We start from the raw sequence: 17,731 nt of genomic DNA on the forward strand, positions 1-17,731 counted from the left end.
CTGTTTCGGGGGCAGTTTATCGTAGTTCTCAAAATCCTGGCAAAGTAAAATGCCCGCCTGAAAATCAGACAGGCGGGTTTGCCGTCATGTAGTCGAAATACAGTCCCTTGTGCAGAGCGTGGGCAAAGCGGGAATCGTTGGTCTCGCCAAGATTATGGCTGATGCCGCGCAGTGTAAGGCTCAGTTTTGCAAGGCGGTAGGCAGCAGCTTCCTTTTTTGCCATTGTAAAGTTCCTCCGAGTGAAATATGGTCTTGTCGCGATCTTATCATTGGCAGGTAGAAATATCAATTTTGTTATCGGATCATAAACAGTACTATGCGCAGCTTTACGGATACCATTCCGGCTGCCGCGTTTTGAGATATGGCATTCTGCTGTGATTCTTCTCGGGTTCTTCGTCAGAACGCAGAAAATGCGGAAACTGCTTGATTTAACTTGGTTTCCGTACTAGAATGGAAACTGGAAAGCTAAATACGGTTTCCACAAGGAGGACGCTCATGCAGGAAAAGCTCGATGCGCTGGTGCGCACGCAGGCGATGCAGTTATTCCGTCAACAGGGGCTGCATTTCACCATGCAGCAGGTGGCAGAGCCGCTGCATATCAGCAAAAAGACCATCTACACCGTTTATCCTTCCAAGGAGACGCTTTTGCTGGACATGGTAGACCACGCCTTTGCAGACATCCACCGCTGCAAGCAGGAGATTCTGACGGGCAGCGGTACTTTGCAGGAAAAGCTGCGGGCAGTTATCATTGCTATGCCGGCAGAATACGCCGCTTTGGATCTGCGACAGATGAAGGAACTGGACGAGAAATACCCGGTGGTGGCGGCGCGGGTGCGCAGTCAGCTGGAAAACGGGTGGGAGCCCACCATGGTGCTGCTGGAGCAGGCTGTGGCTGAAGGGGTCATGCGTCCGGTATCCCTGCCAGTGCTGCGGCAGATGATCACCGCATCCATCGAGAGTTTTCTGGCAGACCGCAGTCTGGCAGAAAGCGGGGTGCAGTATGTGGCTGTGCTGGAAGAAATGATCTCGATTTTACTGGAAGGAGTGCTGCCGCGATGAAACACAGTTTTTGCGATGGATGGGAGTTTACACGACACTGGACAGAGGCCTTTGGCAAGGGACTGCCGGTGCCAAAACAGGAAGTCGTCCGCCTGCCCCATACCTGCCGGGAGGTGCCGCTGCATTATGCCTCCCCGGCCGATTACGAGATGGTCTGCGGCTACCGCAAACGGTTCCGGGTGCCGCCGGTACAGGCTGCGCCCCGGCTGTTTGTCCGCTTTGACGGCGCTGCTCATCAGGCAGTGGTGCGGGTCAACGGCAGGGTTGCCGGGCAGCACCGGGGCGGCTACACCGGCTTTACGGTGGAGATCACCGATCTTGTTGACCGGGAAGGCGAAAACCTGCTCACCGTGCAGCTGGACACCCGGGAAGACCCGGCTATCCCGCCCTTTGGCTTTGTCATCGACTACCTGACCTACGGCGGGCTGTACCGGGAGGTCTGGCTGGAGGCTGCGGCAGAAAGCCGCCTGACTGATTTGTTCGTCTACACGCCCACCCTGCATGACGCCGTGGTGCAGTGGACGGCAGAGCTTGCGCCCGCAGCCGTGGCGGTCCGCATCCGGCTGGAGACCGCAGACGGTACCCTGCTGGCCCAGCAGACCGCACAGGCGGCAGAAACCGGGAAGATGCAGCTTTCTGTGCCGGACGCACAGCCGTGGGATACAGAGCACCCGGTTTTGCATCATGCCATTGCAGAGCTTTTGAATGCAGCCGGACAGCCCATCGACCGCAAACAGGTGACGTTTGGCTTCCGCACCGCAGAGTTCCGGGCGGACGGCTTCTACCTCAACGGAAAAAAGACCTTTCTGCGCGGCTTGAACCGGCACCAGAGCTACCCTTACATCGGCTACGCCGCACCGGAAAGCCTGCAGCGGGAGGATGCCCGCATTTTGCAGGAGGAGCTGCACTGCACCGCCGTGCGCACCAGCCACTACCCCCAAAGCCAATATTTTCTGGATGAGTGCGATCGGCGGGGTCTGCTGGTGTTCACTGAATTGCCGGGCTGGCAGCACATCGGGGACGACAACTGGAAGGACGCCGCCTGTGAAATGCTGCGGGAGATGCTCCTGCAAAACCGCAGTCATCCCAGCATCATCCTGTGGGGTGTGCGCATCAACGAAAGCGTGGATGACGATACCTTCTACACCCGCACCAACAAAATTGCCCATCAGCTGGACCCCAGCCGTGCCACTTCTGGCGTGCGGTATCTGGAAAAGAGCCATCTGCTGGAGGACGTCTACGCCTACAACGATTTTTCCCACAACGGCGTAACGCCCGGCGCTAAGCCCAAAAAGGACGTGACCCCGGATATGGGCAAGGCGCTGCTCATATCGGAATGCAATGGTCATATGTACCCCACCAAAGCCTTTGACGATGGCCCGCACCGGCAGGAGCACGCCCTGCGGCACGTCCGGGTACAGAACGCCGCCTATGCCAGCGGGGAACACGCCGGGTGTTTTGGCTGGTGTATGTTCGACTACCAGACTCACAAGGATTTCGGCTCTGGCGACCGCATCTGCTACCACGGCGTGCTGGACAGCTTCCGCAACCCCAAATTGGCGGCGGCGGTCTATGCCAGTCAGGGTGACGCTGACCCGGTTCTGGCGGTCAGTTCCTCCATGGACATCGGCGATAACCCCGCCGGGCAGCTGGGCACGGCATACGTTTTCAGCAATGCCCAGCAGGTCAAGTTGTACAAAAACGATGTGTTCGTTACCGTCCTGCGCCAAAGCGAGTGGACGGCGCTGCCCCACCCGCCTTTTGTGATGGACGATACCATCGGTGAGCTGCTGGAAACGCAGGAGCACTTTTCCCCCTCCAAGGCAGCCGCTGTGCGGGACTGCCTGCTGGCCGCCGGAAAATATGGCTTAGCGGGACTGCCGCTGGCTTACAAGGTCAAATTCGGCTGGTGTATGCTGCACTACAAAATGACCTTTGAGGATGGCGTGGCGCTTTACGGCAAATATGTGGGCAACTGGGGCGGCGAAGCCACCCGCTGGCGGTTCGATGCCGTGCAGGACGGCAACGTGGTGCGCAGCGTGACCCTTTGCCCCAGTGCAAAGCTGCACTTGGAGGTCAAGGCCAGCCGGACGGCCCTGCGGGAGCAGGACACCTACGATATGGCCGCTGTGCGGGTACGGATTCTGGACGAGAACGGCATTCCCGCCCCTTACGCACAGTTCCCGGTGCAGTTTGCGGTGGAGGGCAGCGCCGCCCTTGTCGGCCCGCAGACCGCCGTGGCAGAGGGCGGCATGACCGGTACTTATCTGCGCACCGTGGGCACTGCCGGAGAATCCGTGCTGACCGTTTCTGCACCGCAGACCCAGCCCGTTGTGCTGCGGTTCACCATCGAAAAGGAGGATGCTGTATGGAACTGACCCTGAAACAGAAAACCGCATTCGGTATTGGTGCCGTGGGCAAGGATATGGTATATGCCCTGTCGGCTTCCTACGTCATGTATTATTATCAGGATGTGCTGGGGCTTTCGGCCAGCTTTGTGGGCGTTGTTCTCATGGCAGCCCGGTTCTTTGATGCCTTCAACGACCCCTTTATGGGCGTTCTGGTGGCAAAGACCCGCACTCGCTGGGGGCGTTTCCGGCCGTGGATTTTTTCCGGTACGCTGCTCAATGCGCTGGTGCTCTACGCCCTGTTTGCCGCCCCGGTGCTGGACGAGGCAGCGCTGATGGTCTATTTCAGCGTGGTGTACATCCTGTGGGGCGTCACCTACACCATGATGGATATCCCATACTGGTCCATGATCCCTGCCGTGACTCGTACCCCAAAAGACCGGGAGAATCTTTCCATGGTAGGGCGCACCTGTGCAGGCGTTGGCTCTGCCCTCATCGCCATGTTCACCATGCTGCTGGTGGGAGCCCTTGGCGGCGACAGCGAGCGTGCAGGCTTCCGCTGGGTGGCGCTGATCGTATCAGTGCTCTTTGTGGTGACGGAATTGGTCTGCTGCGCCGCCATGCAGGAGACCACCCCCAGCGAGATGAAGACCGCCACCGTAAAGGAGATGTTCTCCGCCCTGTTCCGCAACGATCAGGCTATGGTAGTGGTGGGCAGCATCGTGCTGATCAACTCGGCGCTGTACCTTACCTCCAACTTCATCATCTATTTCTTCAAGTACGACCTTGGCGGTGCAGGCTGGAAAGCCACCTACACCCTGTTTTCCACCGTGGGAGGTGCAGCGCAGATCCTTGGTATGATGGTGCTTTACCCCTTGCTGCGCAAAAAGTTCAGCAGTACGCAGGTATTCCATCTGAGCCTTGTGCTGGCGCTGTGCGGCTACGGCACGCTGCTGGTGTTCTGCCTGACCGGCCTTTCCCGAAGCCTTGCCCTGCTGTGCATCCCGGGCGTTGTCGTGTTCGCCTGCAACGGGATGCTGAGCGTGCTGACGACCCTGTTCCTTTCCAACAGTGTGGATTACGGCCAGCTCAAGACTGGACGCCGGGAGGAGAGCGTTATTTTCTCCATGCAGACCTTTGTGGTCAAGGCAGCCTCCGGCGTGGCGGTATTCCTGACCGGTATCGGGCTGGACCTCATCGGTCTTGTGGGCAACACAGAGGAGACCGGCCCGGTGGCAGTACAAAGCGCCGGCACCCTGCTGGGTCTGCGCCTGATGATGACCGTTCTGCCCATGCTGGTGCTGGCAGGTGTGCTGGTGCTGTTCCGCCGCAAGTTTGTTTTGACGGATGAGCGTGCTGCCGAGATCAGCGCACAGCTCCATGGGGAGGAAACGCACCATGACTGAAACGCTGCACTGGTACGCGGAAACCTCCGGCGGCACGCGAAAGGGCAGCTGCGCGGTCACGGAGAATGGCAGTGTGCTGCATCTTTCCGCTGACCTGCCCGCCGGGACGCTGAAAACGGTGCGTGCCGCGCTGCCGTGGACGATGGAAGCAGACGAGCGTCTGTTCATGAACGGCTACCAGACATGGACCTACAGCCCGGAGCTGGACCGGAACGGCAAGCTGCGCGGCACCGACCACATTCCGGGATTTCTACTGAAGAAATATGCCTTTGATCGCTACGGTGATTATCATTTTGTGCCCTATGGGCATCATAACGGTCAGAGTCACGGCTTTTCCTACTGCTATTTCCGCAAGGGCAAGCAGTTCCGGTTGGTGGCATCGCTGGACGAGACCCCGGGCTACACCATCCTCCGCTACGACAGCGGCAAAGCCCTGCTGACATTGGAGCGGGACTGCGCCGGGGTGGAGCATCCCGGCGGCAGTTTCCCACTCTTCGACCTGTTTTTTGCCGAGGGCAGCGAGGTCGAGGTGTTCGACGGCTGGTTTCAGGCGATGGGCATACGCCCTCGGACGGAGAAAAAGCTGGCAGGCTATTCCAGTTGGTACAACCGTTATCAAAACATCACCGAGGACACCATCCGGGAGGACATGACCGGCTGCCGCAGCCTGCTTTGCCCGGGAGACCTGTTCCAGATCGATGATGGCTGGGAGCCGAAGGTGGGGGATTGGCTGGAAACGGATACGCAGAAATTCCCCCACGGGCTGAAAGGCATGGTGCAGGAAATTCACGCCTCTGGCTTTCAGGCTGGGCTATGGCTTGCACCCTTTGTGTGCGAAAAGGACTCTGTCCTTTTCCGGCAGCACCCGGACTGGCTGCTGAAAGTGGACGGCAAACCGTGGTGCTGCGGCAGCAACTGGAGCAGTTTCTATGCGCTGGATATCGACAACCCGGCCGTGCTGGACTATCTGCGCCGGGTGTTTGACCGGGTGCTGAACGATTGGGGCTTCGACCTTGTCAAGCTGGATTTTCTGTACGGCGCTGCTCCCTTTGGCAACACCCGCGAGAGCCGGGCAGCCAGGATGTACCGTGCCATGGAGCTTTTGCGCACATGGTGCGGGCAAAAGCAGATTCTCGGCTGCGGCGTACCGGTGATGCCGGCTTTCGGGCTGGTGGATTACTGCCGTGTCAGCTGTGACGTAGGGCTGGACTGGGACGATGTGTGGTATATGCGCCTGTTCCATCGGGAGCGGGTATCCACAAAGCAGGCCATCAACAACACTGTATTCCGGCGGCAACTCAATGACCGCGCCTACGGAAGCGACCCGGATGTGTTCTTCCTCCGGGAGGAAAACTGCAAGCTGACGGCAGAGCAAAAGCGCACCCTTGCCACAGTCAATGCCCTGTTGGGCAATGTGTTCCTTACCTCGGATATGCCTTCCCACTACACGGATGCGCAGCGGGACGAGTACCGCCGCCTGCGCAGGTTGTTTGAACATGCAAAACAGGTAGAAGTAGAGACAGAAAATGGTGTGATTACGATCCGGTATTCTCTGGATGAGAAACGTCAAGAGTTGCGGTGCAGTGCTATTTATAGAGAATAATGAGGGCATAAAAATCAGCTTTATTCTTTTTTGTTAGCCAGATGTTTCTTTATGTGAAACGCAACGGACGTCTTCCTTAGAAAAGTGGCTCACGCCGAAAGCTGTATAAACAATAAAAGCATAGCCGCCAGCGTACCGTGTGATGATTTCACATGCTACGCTGGCGGCGTTTTTGCGTTATAGGGGGATGACATCTAAATCCTACACTGGATACCCTCAGATACCTGAGTTAGTGGATTCGCTGTTAGCCCAAACATCTAATCCAGAAACTCAATTATCCACTACCCCTGTGGCTACGATTTAGATATTGCTCAAATTCTCGAAAACCGCCCTCGACCTGTTTCCAAGGACGAGAACGGCTCAGACTGTGAAATGATGTCCAAACGATATTAAACGAATCACCGCACTATATTACTGGGCTTTTGACATCAAGAGCACGCATTCGCAATGTTTCGTCCTCGGGAACAGATCCACCGGCTGCACCTTTTCTGCGTGATACCCATTCTGCTCCAGCCATGCGGCGTCTCGGGCGGCGGTGGCGGGGTTGCAGCTGACATATACCACTCGGCGGGGGGCCATGCGCACCACGGCGGAGAGGGTGGCTTCATCGCAGCCCTTGCGGGGCGGGTCCAGCATTACGATGTCCGGGTGCAGACCCTCGGCAGCCAGCTGGGTGGCAGCCTGTCCGGCATCGGCACAGAAAAAGCGGCTCTTGGCAGCCACGGCTTCGCCCATGCGGGCAGCGTTGGCCTTGGCGCTCTCGATGGCCTCCGGCACGATCTCTACGCCAATCAGCTCCCTGCATTGCTCGGCCATGGAAAGGCCGATGGTGCCCATGCCGCAGTAGAGATCCAGCAGCGCATCGTCCGGGGTCAGCTGCGCGTACTGCGCAGCAACGCCGTACAGCCGCTCAGCGGCAAGCGTGTTGACCTGATAGAAGGACAGTGGTCCCAGACGCACCGGTACGCCGCAAAGCGTGTCCTCAATGTAGCCCGGGCCGTACAGGATGTGATTTTCACTGCCCAAAATGACGTTGGTGTTTTTGGCGTTGACGTTGAGCAGAATAGTGCTGATGGCCGGGAACTGCCCCCGCAGCGCGGTGCAAAGCTGCTCTGCGTGGGGCAGCTTTGCCCGGGTGCATACCAGACACACCATGATCTGCCCGCTGTGCGCGCCGCGCCGCAGGAAGATATGTCGCACCAGCCCCTTGCCGCTCTGCTCGTCGTAGGGGCGGATGCCCTGCTGTGCAAAAAAGGCGCACAGCGCGTTGCCAATCTCGTTCAGCACGCTGGGCTGCAGCTTGCAGTCCGGGCAGGGGACGATGCGGTGGGTGCGCCCTGCGTAAAAGCCGATGCAGGGCACGCCGTTCTTGTCTATGCCCACAGGGAACTGCACCTTGTTGCGGTAGCGGTCTACGTCTGGAGAAGGCAGAATATCCAGCACCGGAACCTCCAGCCCGCCGATGCGGCGGAAGGCATCCAGCACGCTTTCCTGTTTGGCGCGCAGCTCAGCGGCATAATCCAGATGCCGCAGGCTGCACCCGCCGCAGGGGCCTGCCACCGGGCAGTCCACCGGAATGCGGTCCGGCGAGGGGGTGAGCAGCTCGTCCAAAATGCCAAAGGCGTACCGGCCGCAGTCCTTCACGATGCGCACCCGTGCTTCGTCCCCGGGGGCGGTGCCGGGGACAAATACGGCCTCGCCATCGGCACTGTGGGCCACACCGCTGCCGTCGCTGGAAAGGCGTTCGATGCGCAGGGTCAGGATCTGGTTTTTCTGTAAAGGCATGGTTTCTCCTTGTGTGATGGGCTCAGGTTACAGTTGGGCAGGGCTTGCCGGGTCGGCGTCCTGCTGGGCGGCAAAATACTTGCTGGGCGGCACGCCCTTGGCGCGCTTGAACACCCGTGAGAAGTAGAACTGGTCAAAGAAGCCTACCGACACCGCAACCTCTGCAATGGAAAGGTTGCCGGCGCGCAGCAGCTTGCAGGCCTCGTTGATGCGGTACTCGGTCAGGTAGTCGATGGGGCTTTTGCCCACGTTCAACATGAACACCCGGTACAGATGGCTGCGGGAAACCCCTACACTCTTGGCTACATCGTCAATGGAGATGTCGTGGGAGTAGTTGAACTGGATGTACTTGATGGCGTTCAGCACATACTGGCTGGAGGAGGAGGCCGTGTGGGGCTTGCCTGCGCTGGTCTCCCGCATCAAAGCAGCGATAAACAGGTACAGATACCCCACCATGGCGGCCTCGTCCTGGGGCTGCAGCCCGCGGGAGGAATAGATGTTGGTCAGCGCTGCCCGCATCCCGTCCGGGTCGCTGGTGTGGTGCACGGGGGCATCGTCCGTAAAGGGCAGCTGCGCGGCCAGCTTGTGGGCACAGGCACCGTTAAAGCCCACCCAGCTGTACTCCCACGGCTGCTGCTCGTCGGCGGTGTAGCGGATCAGCTGGCTGGGGCGGGCAAAGAACAGGTCGCCCTCGCTTACCTCCCAAGTGCGGCCGCCCACCTCAAAGATGCCCTTGCCGGATACCACCAGATGGATCAGGTAGTGGTCACGGATGCCGGGTCCCCATGTTTGACCCGGAGCGCAGCGCTCCAAGCCGCAGTTGAAGATGGACAATTCGATATTGTTGGTGTAATTCTGCTTAAAGGATTGCTTATAAACGTCTGGCATGGCAGCTTTACCTCCGTCCTGTCACATTCTGCACCCAGTATACCATAGAATGCCCTGCAAATTCAACAAAAGTACATCTTATTCTTTGCACCTGACGCCAAATTTTGGATTTTTAGGTCAAATAAATTGAAAAAACGCCCGAAATGCTTTACAATAGGCAAAAAGAGCAGAATCGTTTATTCCGGAGGGGAGGAGCTGTCATGGCCACCAGTGCACAACTCAGAAAACAGATCCTGCAGGGCAGCTGGGACGCCGCACTTGCTGCACTTTACGGGGCGGATCCGGCGGTTTTGCAGCGGCAGCGCGGGCGCTATGCGGCTGCGCTGGAGCAGTTTGAACTGTATTTCGGCCCCGGGCGGCAGGTGCAGGTGTACTCTGCACCCGGGCGGGCAGAGCTGGGCGGCAACCACACGGATCATCAGGGGGGCTACGGCCTTGCGGCGGCGGTCACGCTGGATCTGGTGGCGGTGGCGGCCCGCAACACGGATGGCTATGTGCGGGTCAAGTCCCGGGGATTCAATAAGCTGGATGTCATTGATCTGGCCACTGCAGAGCCGCAGGCAGGGGAGAGCACCCACTCGGCAAGTTTGATCCGCGGCATTGCTGAGGGTTTCCGCGCGGTGGGCAAGCAGATCGGAGGCTTTGATGCCTACACCGCCAGCGATGTGCTGCGGGGCTCCGGTCTGTCCAGCTCGGCGGCCTTTGAGATGGGCATGGCCTCTATCTGGAACGAGGAATACAGCACCGGGCTGACCCCGGCAGAGCTGGCGGGCATCTGCCAGTATGCGGAAAACACCTATTTCGGCAAGCCCAGCGGTCTTTTGGATCAGCTGACCAGTGCGGTGGGCGGCATTATCTTTGCGGATTTTGCCGATCCGCGCACCCCAAAGATCGAAAAGCTCCATGCAGACGGTCTGCTGCCGGAAGGAATGTTCCTCTGCGTCACCGATACCCGGGGCAGCCACAGCGAACTGACTAGCGAGTTTGCGGCGATTCGGCAGGAGATGGAGCAGGTGGCCGCCTGCTTCGGAAAGCCGCTGCTGGGTCAGGTGAAAGAGAACGCGTTCTGGATGGCACTGCCTGTCCTGCGCAGCTGCTGCGGAGACCGTGCAGTGCTGCGGGCGATCCATTATTTTGAGGAGAATGCCCGCACGCTGGCGCAGCGGGATGCGCTTTATGCAAAGCAGTTCCCGGTGTTTGCAGGTCTGGTGAAGCAGAGCGGACAGGCTTCCTTTGCGCTGTGTCAGAATGTGTACTGCACAGCGGATGTGCGGCATCAGGGACTGTCCATAGCGCTGGCTCTGAGCCAGAGCATTCTGCAGGGCAGTGAGGGCGCATGGCGGATGCAGGGCGGCGGCTTTGCAGGCACCATTCAGGCTTATGTGCCCGGGCAGCTGCTGGAGCGGTACCATACAGCCATCGAGCAGGTATTCGGGCAGGGCAGCTGCTATGTGCTGCGCCTGCGGGAGCAGGGTGCAGTCCGGGTGATCTGAACAAAACAAAAAGCCGTGCATAGCCGGAATGCTCCGGGATGCACGGCTTTCTTATAGCTTATTACTGAAGAGAAAAAAGCTGGGGGAGAGAATTTTCGACCGGCTGGTCATTTCGCTGCTGCGTATTATCCAAGTACTGGACGGCAGTGACGGTAGCCTCGCGGGTGATGCCAAGCAGGCGGCCGATCTGCTGAGAGAGCTTGATCCCGGTCTGCACACCTGTCTTGATCACGCGGAAAAGTAGCATGGGCACAAAGGTGAAGGAAAACGAGATCAGCCCACCGTTCCATAAGAAATCATTGAAGTGCAGATTGTCAAAAAAGCTGCCGACAGCATCGCCGAATTCGCTGCCGCCAAAGGCAGCGCACTGCTCCTCGGGGGAGAGGGCTGCGTAGGAAGAGGGCAGCTGAAGCTTTTTCATAAATAAAAACACTCCTTTCCGGGTCGATGAAAGATCAGCACAGAGCTACCAGAGTAGGCAGACTATTCTGCTGCTCGGCGGCCTCCTGTTCTGCCTTCTTTTTGGCCTGAATTTCGTTGTACGTATTCTTAAAGGCGTCCACAAGATTTTTGATGGAGAGATAGATGCTGCGTGCCTGACAATAGGCATAATAACCGCCCAGACCAGCCATACCGATCGTGGCAACCTTGCTCCATGTGTTCAGCTTGCCCCAGTAGTGCCCAATTGCATCACCAACACCCAAACCATCGTTCAGGGCATTCTGCATACCGGAAACTGCAGCCTGGAACGCATAGCGGCCCATCATGCCCAGCAGGTTTACCGTGGCATTGATGCCAAAGGCCATCACCTGCTCCGGAGTGATGTTGATAGAAAGGGCACCGCCCTCGGTATAGGTCATCTCCTCGGCAGAGAGCACAGAGCAGCAGGCGGGCAGCTGCAGCGGGCGCTGATATGTATGATCCATGATGGAAAACTCCTTTCGCACACAGAACTCCCCAAGGGGCAGTTCATCTAGTAACTGAATTGTAGCATATCTGCACAAAAATGACAAGAGAGCGCGGGTTTGAAAATCATGATACATTTGTGAATATATTGTGACGATGCGTTGTAAAACTGACCTGAATACGCCATAAACGCGCAAAACTCCTGCTTTTTTACGGCGAAAAAATGTTGTAGCAAAAATGTGCTGAAAAAGCCGATCAACAACAAAGGCATCTGCCAGTACCCGTTGCGCAGAACGCAGCAGCGGGCAAAGCAGATGCCTTGTGTGTTTTACAGGTTGCCAAACGAAAGGAAAACGAGGTCAAAGTGCTTTCGGCACGCGCTCATACAGCGTGGTCAGCGCGGCGATGTGCCCGGCCAATGCAGCGGGCAGGGACTGCGCCAGCCGCCAGCGCCAGTTTGCGCCCTGCGTGCTGGGGGTGTTGATGCGGGCCTCGCTGCCCAGATGCAGCCAGTCTGCCAGCGGGATGATGGCAGTATCCGAAACGCTGGCAAGGCAGGCACAGATCATGCCTTCGGTCAACTCCTCCGGCGTGCAGCGCAGATACCGGCAGGCGTAGGCTACGTCCTCGGCGCTGGCGTTGCTGCGCCAACCCTCGGTGGTCACGTTATCGTGGGTGCCTGTATACACCACACTGTTGCGGGGGTAGGTGTGGGGCAGGTAGTTGCCCGACTCCCGGCTGTCGAAGGCAAACTGCATGATCTTCATGCCCGGGTAGCCGCTTTCGGCCAGCATCGCCTTCACCTCCGGGGTCAAGTAGCCCAGATCCTCGGCGATGATATTGCCGCCGCCCAGCGCCTGCTGCATGGCGTGGATAAAGTCCCGGTCGGGGCCTTTTTCCCAGTGACCGCCTGCAGCCGTTGTGTTTTCGGCAGGGATAGAGTAGTAACTCTCGAAACCGCGGAAGTGGTCAATGCGCACCACATCGTAGATAGAGGTAGCGTGCTTCATGCGCCGCTTCCACCAGCCAAAGCAGGTGGCCTTGTGGGCGGGCCAATCATACAGCGGGTTGCCCCACAACTGTCCGTCTGCCGCAAAGGCATCCGGCGGGCAGCCGGCTACATGGGTCAGGTGCATCTGTCCATCAGTCTGGAACAGCTCCGGGTGGGTCCACAGGTCACTGGAATCCGGGCTGACGTAGATGGGAATATCGCCCACCAGCAGGACACCTTTGCGGTTGGCATAGGCCTTCAGCGCGTTCCACTGGGTGTAGAAGAAGAACTGCACCGCCTTGTGGTAGCTGATCTGGTCAGCCAGCCGTGCCTTTGCGGCGGCAATGACCTCCGGCTCCCGGCAGCGCAGGGCGTCCGGCCAGTCGGCAAGGCCTGCCTGCCCCTGCTCTGCCTTTACGGCCATGAACAGGGCGTAGTCCTCCAGCCAGAAGCTCTGCGCGGTGCAGAAGGCCTCGTAAGCAGGGGAGGGGGCTGCCAGCAGCCGGTCGGCAGCTTTTTTCAGCAGCACCGGGCGCTGGTTGTACAGCGCACCGTAGTCAACGGTGCTCACCGGCTGCGCGGCGGGAATCTCTTCGGCGGTCAGATAGCCATCTGCCGCCAGCAGACGGAAATCGATAAAGTAGGGGTTTCCGGCAAAGGCGGAAAAGCTCTGGTAGGGACTGTCGCCATAACCGGTAGGGCCGATGGGCAGGATCTGCCAATAAGTCTGCTTTGCCTCGGCCAGAAAATCAACGAATGCGGTCGCTTCACTGCCCAGCGTACCGATGCCAAAAGGCCCCGGCAGACTGAACACCGGCATCAGAATGCCGCTTGCACGCATAACGTGCACCTCCTTAGCCCTTTACAGCACCGGCCACGACACCCTCGATGATGTACTTCTGGCAGGTCATGTAGAGGATAATAATGGGGATGATAGCAATGATGATGCAGGCCATCATGGGAGCCAGTTCCACACGGCCGTAGCCGCCGCGGAAATACTGGATCGCCATGGGGATGGTGCGGTACTTCTTGATATCCAGCACCAGCGTGGGCAGCAGGTAGTCGTTCCACACCCACATGGTCTCCAGAATAGCAGTGGAGATCATGGTAGGCTTCAGGATGGGGAACACGACCTTGAAGAAGATCTGGATGGGGTTGCAGCCGTCGATCATGGCTGCTTCCTCGATCTCCATGGGCACGCTCTTCATAAAGCCGGTAAACATGAACACGGCCAGACCGGCGCCGAAGCCCAGATAGATGATGCAGATGTTCCAAGGGTTGTTCAGGTTCAGACGGTCAGCGGTCTTGGACAGGGTGAACATGACCATCTGGAAGGGAACGACCATGGAGAACACGATCAGCAGGTTCATGAACTTGCTCAGCTTGTTGTTTACGCGGGTCAGGTACCAACCGGTCATGGAGCAGCACAGCAGGATCAGCACCACGCTGGTAACGGTAATCAAAAGGCTGTAACCCATGCTGGAGAGGAAGTTCATCTTGGTCACGCCGTAAACGTAGTTGCGCAGTCCGGCAAAGGTCTCGGCGGTGGGCAGACGGAACACCGTGGAGGTAGTAAAGCTGCCCTCGGTTTTCAAACTGTTCAGCAGGATCAGCACGATGGGGTAGATCCACAGCAGGCAGAGAAGCACCATTACAACAACAAGGATGACATCCCAGGTTCTTTTCTGTTTCGACATTACTGCTGCACCTCCTTAGAGCGGGTAAAGTGGAGCTGGATCAGCGAGATGACCACCACGATCAGGAAGAACACAACAGCCTTTGCCTGACCAATGCCCTTCCACTGCGCACCGGAGCGGCCGTAGAAGGTGTTGTAGATGTTCAGTGCCAGCATTTCACTGGCGTTGGCGGGTTCGCCTGCGGTCAGAGCCACGTTCTGGTCGAACAGCTTGAAGCTGTTGGTCAGGGTCAGGAAGGTGCAGATGGTCACGCTGGGCATGACCATGGGAATCTTGATCTTGAACAGGATCTCGCGGTCGTTGGCACCGTCGATCTTAGCGGCCTCGATCAGGTCGCCGGGCACGCTTTGCAGGCCGGCCACATAGATGATCATCATGTAGCCGATCTGCTGCCAGCACATCAGGATGACCAGACCGACAAAACCGGCCTTGGCATCCAGAGCCAGCAGAGGCTTCTGCAGGTTCGCCAGCACGCCGTTGAGCAGGATCTGCCAGATATAGCCCAGCAGAATGCCGCCGATCAGGTTGGGCATAAAGAACACGGTACGGAAGATGTTGGTGCCCTTGATGCCGCGGGTCAGCACCAGCGCAATGGCAAAGGCGCACACGTTGATGAGCACAGTGCTCACCACGGTAAAGGCTGCCGTAAAGCCGAAGGCGTGCAGGAAGGTGGAATCCTGAAATACCGAGAGGTAGTTCTGGATGCCCACAAATGTAGTCTTGGACACGGTGGTGAACCGCTGGAAGGACAGATAAACGCCCCAGATAAAGGGCCAGATGAAGCCGATAATAAAGGCGACCAGAGTAGGCAGCACAAATATCGGCCAGTATTTACTAATGGCTTTTTGCATGATATACCTCCTGAGGGAGCTGTCTGATAAAAAAGGAAAGGAGGCGGGCGAACTTTTCGCCCGCCTCCCTTTTTAATTCCTAGGGAGATCTCCAGTCAAAGGCTTAGCCGTTGGCCAGCTTGTACTCCTTGGCCCAGCCATCCACAAATGCGGTGACAACGTCGTCCCACTTGCCGGTGCCTGCTGCGTATGCAGTCAGAGCGCTGCCCACGCCGTTCTTCCACTCCTCGGAAGGCATGGTGGAGAAGCACCAGTCAACACTGGTCTTGCCGTCGGCCACATACTGGTTTGCAATGGTGATCAGGGGGTTGGTGGAGTCCTTAGCCTTCTTGAAGGGGATGACGAAGCCCATCTTGTCAGCCATTGCGCTGGTGCCGGTCTCAGAGGTGACACACCAGTACAGGAAGTCCAGAGTAGCCTGAATGTCGGCCTCGGAAGCGGTGTTGTTGACACACCAGAAGTTCTCGGAACCGGTGCACAGGCCCTGATTCTCCTCGCCGTCCACGCCGATGTAGATGGGCAGCATACCCAGATTGTCATCGCCCAGATCCTTCACGTCATTGTAAGCCCAGGTGCCGTTCTGGTAGAACACGGCCTTCTTGCCCACAAACTCAGCAACAGCATCATTGCCGGTCTTGGAAGCCAGCAGCTTGGGGTCGCAGGTGGAATCGGTGATGTACAGATCCCAGATCTGCTTGTAGTTGTCCAGATAGGTGCCCTTGATGGCGTCGGTGGAGCCGATGCCGTCTGCCTTGTACTCGTAGTAGATGGGCAGGTTTGCCAGATGGGTCTTGAAGCGCCAGTCAGAAGAACCGTCCATGCCAGCGGAGGTGAAAGCACCGTCCACACCCAGCTCAGCCTTACGGGCCTGAATGTCATCAGCGACCTTCTTCAGGTCGGCAAAGCCCTTGATGTCCTCCTGCTTGTAACCGGCAGCGGTCAGCAGTTCCTTGTTGTAGATAATGCCGTAGGTCTCAATGACGTATGCAATGCTGGTAACAGCATCGCCGTCCTTCAGTGCAAAGGAATCGCTGGTCAGCTCGCCGTACAGCTGGCTGCCGGACAGGTCGTAGCAGTAATCCTTCCAGTTTGCCAGACCAACAGGGCCGTTCACCTGGAACAGGGTGGGAGCCTCGCTCTTCTCCATCTCGCTCATCAGGGTGGTCTCGTACTGGCCGGAAGCAGCGGTGACAACGGTCACAGGCACGCCGGTCTCCTTGGTGTACTCAGCGGCCAGATCCTGCCAATCCTGATCCTGCTCGGGCTTGAAGTTCAGGTAGTAGACCTTGCCGTCTGCCTTTGCAGCGGTGCTGGAAGCAGCGGTAGAACTGGCAGCAGAGGAAGCGGTGCTGCTGGAAGAGCCGCCGCAGGCAGCCAGACCCAGAGCAGCGGCAGAAACGCCAGCGGCCTTCAGGAAGTTACGACGAGTGATCATCTTTTTCATAATAAGTTCTCCTTCTTATTAAAATTACAGATCAACTATATACTCTCCGTCCTTCGACGGAGGGAATACAAAATTTAAATTGCCCTTACGCTTTCGCCTTGTTGCAACTCCGGCTGCAGGGTCACGGTCTGGGCGGGGGAGCCATGCTCGATCTGCCGCACCAGCAGTTCGATGCTTTGCAGCGCGATCTGCTCGCTGGGCTGGACGATGGTGGTCATCACCGGCACGCAGTAGCGGGACATCGTGATGCCGTCAAAGCCAATCACCGAAACATCCTCCGGTACTCGCAGCCCGGCGCTCACCAGCGCCCGGATGGCGCCAAAGGCGATGACATCGCTCATGGCAAAGAGGACGGTGAACTCTGCCCGTCGGGCCAGCAGACTGTTCATGGCGTGGTAGGCGGATTCGAAATCGTAGTTGGACAGGCCGTACAGCTTGTCGTTGAACACAATGCCCGCATCCTCCATGGCCTGCTGCGCGCCCTGACGGCGCATCAGACTAGGGTAGCTGGTCACCGGACCACCCAGAACGGCGATCTTGCGGTGCCCTTGCCGAATGAGGTAGTCCACAGCGGTATAGGCCGCTGCCCGATCATCTACGCCCACCATGGAAAGGTTGGGGAAGTCCAACTCATCCGTGACCAGCGTGGTGAGCACCGAGGGAACATTGATACGGTCGAAGCCCCGCTGGAAGTTGGCTACGCTGCCGCCCAAGAAGATGATGCCTTTGGGCTTGATCTCCCGCAGGATCTTTTCGGCGGCGTCGATCTCGTTGGCGTTCTCGTCCAAGTAAGAGACGATGCCGTTGTACCCGTACAGGGTGGCGGCACGCTGAAGCTGCACCAGAAAATCCGAGAAGAAAATATTCCGGGTGCCTTTTACTACGAACACCAGACTGCGGGACTGCTGGATCTTCAGCTGTCGGGCGTTGGTGTTGGGCACGAACCCGGCCTCCCGCATCACCTTCAGAACGTGCTCCTTGGTCTCCGGGCGGACATCCGGCCTGTCGTTGATCACACGGGAGATGGTGCTGACAGAGCAACCGCTGATCCGTGCGATGTCCTTGATGGTCAGGTTTGCCATGTCGGCGGGCCTCGCTTTCTGAAAGTGTTTCGGGAACGTTGTCGGGAACGTTCCCAGCGACATTAGTATGGCACATTCTGCACAAAAAATCAATAAGGTGAATGCAACTTTGTACAAGGTGTGCAATGCCGCCCCTCGCATTTGTGCAGTTTGATTTGCGTGCAAAGCAGCAAATCTG

Annotated in this window: 15 protein-coding genes; 5 read left to right on the forward strand and 10 right to left on the reverse strand. The window is 58.0% G+C overall.

Annotated features, from left to right (window positions below):
* Nucleotides 1-64: 64 nt before the first annotated feature.
* A complete protein-coding gene (locus tag C7J97_RS14960) occupies nt 65-223 on the reverse strand; it encodes a hypothetical protein (RefSeq protein WP_170126617.1) in 159 nt (52 codons plus the stop codon).
* Nucleotides 224-495: 272 nt separating this feature from the next.
* Between C7J97_RS14960 and C7J97_RS03375 the strand changes: the two genes are divergently transcribed.
* Genes C7J97_RS03375 through C7J97_RS03390 form a run of 4 tightly spaced genes read left to right on the forward strand, consistent with a single transcriptional unit; the run spans nt 496 to nt 6,416 of the window.
* Nucleotides 496-1,059, forward strand: a complete 564-nt coding sequence (locus C7J97_RS03375; protein ID WP_113992031.1) for a TetR/AcrR family transcriptional regulator — start codon at nt 496-498, stop codon at nt 1,057-1,059.
* Nucleotides 1,056-3,437 (forward strand): glycoside hydrolase family 2 protein, encoded by a 2,382-nt coding sequence (locus C7J97_RS03380; RefSeq protein WP_113992032.1) that lies wholly within the window; start codon nt 1,056-1,058, stop codon nt 3,435-3,437. Before C7J97_RS03375 ends, C7J97_RS03380 begins: the two co-directional genes overlap by 4 nt.
* Complete coding sequence (locus C7J97_RS03385; protein ID WP_113992033.1) at nt 3,428-4,813, forward strand: glycoside-pentoside-hexuronide (GPH):cation symporter; 1,386 nt, start codon at nt 3,428-3,430, stop codon at nt 4,811-4,813. Before C7J97_RS03380 ends, C7J97_RS03385 begins: the two co-directional genes overlap by 10 nt.
* Entirely contained in the window at nt 4,806-6,416 is a 1,611-nt protein-coding gene (locus C7J97_RS03390) for a glycoside hydrolase family 36 protein (RefSeq protein ID WP_113992034.1), read from the forward strand. The genes C7J97_RS03385 and C7J97_RS03390 overlap by 8 nt, the downstream gene beginning before the upstream one ends.
* A 411-nt stretch (nt 6,417-6,827) precedes the next feature.
* Here C7J97_RS03390 and rlmD read toward each other — a convergent pair whose 3' ends face one another.
* Together rlmD and C7J97_RS03400 are read right to left on the reverse strand one after the other, a co-directional pair.
* A complete protein-coding gene (gene rlmD, locus C7J97_RS03395; RefSeq protein WP_113992035.1) occupies nt 6,828-8,201 on the reverse strand; it encodes a 23S rRNA (uracil(1939)-C(5))-methyltransferase RlmD in 1,374 nt (457 codons plus the stop codon).
* A 27-nt stretch (nt 8,202-8,228) separates the two neighbouring features.
* Nucleotides 8,229-9,089: an AraC family transcriptional regulator gene (locus tag C7J97_RS03400; RefSeq protein WP_005923845.1), complete on the reverse strand. Its 861-nt coding sequence runs from the start codon at nt 9,087-9,089 to the stop codon at nt 8,229-8,231.
* 200 nt (nt 9,090-9,289) lie between these two features.
* On the opposite strand from C7J97_RS03400, the gene C7J97_RS03405 reads away from it, so the two are divergent.
* Nucleotides 9,290-10,582 carry a galactokinase gene (locus C7J97_RS03405; protein WP_113992036.1) on the forward strand — a complete coding sequence of 431 codons (1,293 nt, stop codon included), beginning with the start codon at nt 9,290-9,292 and terminating at the stop codon, nt 10,580-10,582.
* Between the two features lie 61 nt (nt 10,583-10,643).
* On the opposite strand, the gene C7J97_RS03410 is transcribed toward C7J97_RS03405, so the two are convergent.
* The 7 genes from C7J97_RS03410 to C7J97_RS03440 all read right to left on the reverse strand — a co-directional run bounded on the left by C7J97_RS03410 (nt 10,644) and on the right by C7J97_RS03440 (nt 17,553).
* Entirely contained in the window at nt 10,644-11,003 is a 360-nt protein-coding gene (locus C7J97_RS03410) for a hypothetical protein (RefSeq protein WP_113992037.1), read from the reverse strand.
* Nucleotides 11,004-11,037: 34 nt separating this feature from the next.
* On the reverse strand, nt 11,038-11,508 hold the full coding sequence (locus C7J97_RS03415) for a hypothetical protein (RefSeq protein WP_242983428.1): 471 nt from the start codon (nt 11,506-11,508) through the stop codon (nt 11,038-11,040).
* 339 nt (nt 11,509-11,847) lie between these two features.
* On the reverse strand, nt 11,848-13,320 hold the full coding sequence (malQ, locus tag C7J97_RS03420) for a 4-alpha-glucanotransferase (protein WP_113992039.1): 1,473 nt from the start codon (nt 13,318-13,320) through the stop codon (nt 11,848-11,850).
* A 13-nt stretch (nt 13,321-13,333) separates the two neighbouring features.
* Nucleotides 13,334-14,176, reverse strand: coding sequence for a carbohydrate ABC transporter permease (locus tag C7J97_RS03425; protein WP_113992040.1), 843 nt, complete (start codon nt 14,174-14,176; stop codon nt 13,334-13,336).
* The gene (locus tag C7J97_RS03430) at nt 14,176-15,027 is read right to left on the reverse strand and encodes a carbohydrate ABC transporter permease (RefSeq protein WP_055185145.1); all 852 of its coding nucleotides are present in this window, start codon (nt 15,025-15,027) and stop codon (nt 14,176-14,178) included. Before C7J97_RS03430 ends, C7J97_RS03425 begins: the two co-directional genes overlap by 1 nt.
* A 103-nt stretch (nt 15,028-15,130) precedes the next feature.
* Entirely contained in the window at nt 15,131-16,471 is a 1,341-nt protein-coding gene (locus tag C7J97_RS03435; protein ID WP_005923867.1) for an ABC transporter substrate-binding protein, read from the reverse strand.
* Nucleotides 16,472-16,545: 74 nt separating this feature from the next.
* Complete coding sequence (locus tag C7J97_RS03440; protein WP_113992041.1) at nt 16,546-17,553, reverse strand: LacI family DNA-binding transcriptional regulator; 1,008 nt, start codon at nt 17,551-17,553, stop codon at nt 16,546-16,548.
* Nucleotides 17,554-17,731: the final 178 nt, after the last annotated feature.

Origin of the sequence: Faecalibacterium prausnitzii (assembly GCF_003324185.1) — a bacterium.
Taxonomy (GTDB): Bacteria; Bacillota; Clostridia; order Oscillospirales; family Ruminococcaceae; genus Faecalibacterium; species Faecalibacterium prausnitzii.